We start from the raw sequence: 2,547 nt of genomic DNA on the forward strand, positions 1-2,547 counted from the left end.
CTACTTTCCGCAAGCAGTGCAGAAGCCCCCTGATTATAAAAGGTTATATTCCCGGTTGAGTCCGTCTCAAAAACTGGTTCTGGGAGCATATCTGCAAGTTCACGAAAGTGTCGCTCACTCTCTTCAAGCGCCTGTTCATAGAGTTTTTGCTCGGTTTTATCCCGGATAATAAGTAACGTTGACGGATCTCCAGCCTGGGTGATTGGAATCGCAATCAGTTCGGTAAATATTTCTTTACCGGAGATACTACGCATCACTGCCTCGCAGGAATGAGGAGACCGGATAGAAATGCTCTGTGAGAGCATTTCAGTAACCACAGGATATGATGTATCATTAAAATACTCATTCGGAGGTCTTGTCATATACTCGTCATATGAGTGGACCTCAAATAACCGCAGTGCAGCAGGATTGAGGTAAACCGGATGATTTCCAGAGGAGAGAATCGCTATCGCATCAGGTGATGACTCAGAAAGTTGCATATATCGTTCTTCACTTTCAATAAGCGCATCACGGAGGGCATCTTCAGCCTGAATTCTGGCAACCACATTTCCGATTTGTGATACAATCGTCTCCAAAGAACCCCGACAATCAACAGGAACTTCACTGATCGAATCAGAACCAAGGACGAACCAGCCGATAACTTCATCATAGCGTTGAACGGGAACAAAGGCCATGGAGAGAAATGGAATATCATACTTGTTGAGATCAGTCTGACTATAATACCGGGAAGTCCCGGCCAAAAGGGCAAGCAGATCAATATTATCATTCTGCCACAATTCCAGGAACTGGATCAATGAACGACGGTGAGGACCACACCCGTATACCATCTTTACCGTACCGGTAATACGGTCACGAAGATATACCGAACCAGTCTCCATTCCGGTAAGTTGAATGACTGATTTGAGTGACTGTTCAAGAACCAGATCCACAGAGGATACCATCGCCATTTCTAGGGCCAGATCCCGCTGGATAGACTCCTGTCGTGCCACTTCTTTCTGGGCACTGATATCACGACCAACTGCCAGAATTTCCCGTGGCTCAAATGAGGAATCAAAGAGAACCCGCAAGGTCCAGTGCAGATAGGATACCAGGCCATCGGGGAGGATCAGTCTGATTTCACCATGCACAACCGGATAATCAGGATCACAGAGATCAGGGCCTGATCTCAAATTATCGCCGGCATCACCGAAGAGTGAAAAAAAATCAGCACCAACCAATTGATCCGCACTTCTGGTGAGATACGATGCAAATGATGTATTCACAAACCGAATGGTCCCAACTGGGTCTATCTGACAGATAAATTCGGTTTGATCCTCTACAACTGCCCGGTATAACTGCTCACTCTCAAGAAGGGCCCGCTCAGCTCTGAAATGGCGTGCCGCTTTTCCAATATCATGCGCGAGTTCGGCAAAGAGTTCTTCAGCATTCCCTCCTTTTTGCAGATAGAAATCAGCACCGTTATTTATTGCGTCGATGACAACTTCTTCCCGACTTTTTCCAGTGAAGACAATGACCGGGATATCTGAATCTACCTGCCTGATGGCCTTGAGAAGGGTGATGCCATTCATTTCAGGCATATCATAATCGATCACCAGACAGTCATAGGAAAAGAGCCGCCCACTCTGAACAGCGTCTCCAGGATCGTCGGTGATATCAACCTCAAGAGAATGAATAATCGTCAGATAATCGCGTATCGCCTGGAGCATAGCCGGCTCGTCATCAATAAAAAGAACACGGACGACAGGTTCTGACCCCATGGTTACTACCTAGTAATTAGCGCCAATGTCCCCACAATGACTTGAAGTTGGTTTTTTACTTTGCGACACTACGATCATACTTATCTTATCCGAATTAGTACAATGATACGTTACACAGAAGCATTATGAAGCAACACACATATTTTCTTCTGCTTGGTCTCATAGCCCTGATAGAGGTTTGTATATTTATATGGTCTGTTGAACATCTTGAACCATGGGTAATGATGGTTGCAGTAATTGTAGGAATACTTGCTGCATGGATCATCAGACAACTCGTTGATGAAGTAATTACCGATGAACGGACTCACCTGATCACTGAAAAGGCGTCCTTACGAACATTACAGGTCCTCGGAGTGATTCTGTTCTCGTATGCTCTTGGCGGGGTTGTTATCAGCCTGAGGGGGGAAGTATTTGGACCGTTCTCCTATCAGGTCGCCAGATTTTCATTTCTCCTCATGTTCATCGTATTTCTGATGATCATTGTGTACGTCCTTTTCCTCTCCTGGTATGAACGAAAATACGGAGCCGGGGGGGAGGATGAAGAATAAGATCAAAGTCTTTCGTGCTATGAACGATCTCACTCAAGAGGATCTGGCTGAAGAGGTAGGGGTGACCAGGCAGACAATATTAGCGATTGAAAAAGGTAAGTATGATCCGTCACTAGAACTAGCATTCAAAATAGCATACCGGTTCGGAGTTCATATCGAGGAAATATTCTCATATGAAGCACCATTGGCAGATCAAAACGACCCTGATGGACCCAGATGATCACTATCTGTGGTCCTTTCGA

The 2,547-nt window shown here is 45.5% G+C and carries 3 protein-coding genes; 2 read left to right on the forward strand and 1 reads right to left on the reverse strand.

Annotated elements, in window-relative coordinates:
• Positions 1–1,757 (reverse strand): PAS domain S-box protein (locus LUQ50_RS03625; RefSeq protein ID WP_300036311.1); only part of this gene is annotated, 1,757 nt, incomplete at its 3' end.
• 125 nt (positions 1,758–1,882) lie between these two features.
• Here LUQ50_RS03625 and LUQ50_RS03630 point away from each other — a divergent pair.
• Together LUQ50_RS03630 and LUQ50_RS03635 are read left to right on the forward strand one after the other, a co-directional pair.
• Positions 1,883–2,305 carry a DUF2178 domain-containing protein gene (locus tag LUQ50_RS03630; RefSeq protein WP_300036314.1) on the forward strand — a complete coding sequence of 141 codons (423 nt, stop codon included), beginning with the start codon at positions 1,883–1,885 and terminating at the stop codon, positions 2,303–2,305.
• A complete protein-coding gene (locus tag LUQ50_RS03635; protein WP_300036317.1) occupies positions 2,295–2,525 on the forward strand; it encodes a helix-turn-helix transcriptional regulator in 231 nt (76 codons plus the stop codon). Before LUQ50_RS03630 ends, LUQ50_RS03635 begins: the two co-directional genes overlap by 11 nt.
• Positions 2,526–2,547: the final 22 nt, after the last annotated feature.

This window comes from Methanospirillum sp., from assembly GCF_028679455.1.
Classification (GTDB): domain Archaea; phylum Halobacteriota; class Methanomicrobia; order Methanomicrobiales; family Methanospirillaceae; genus Methanospirillum.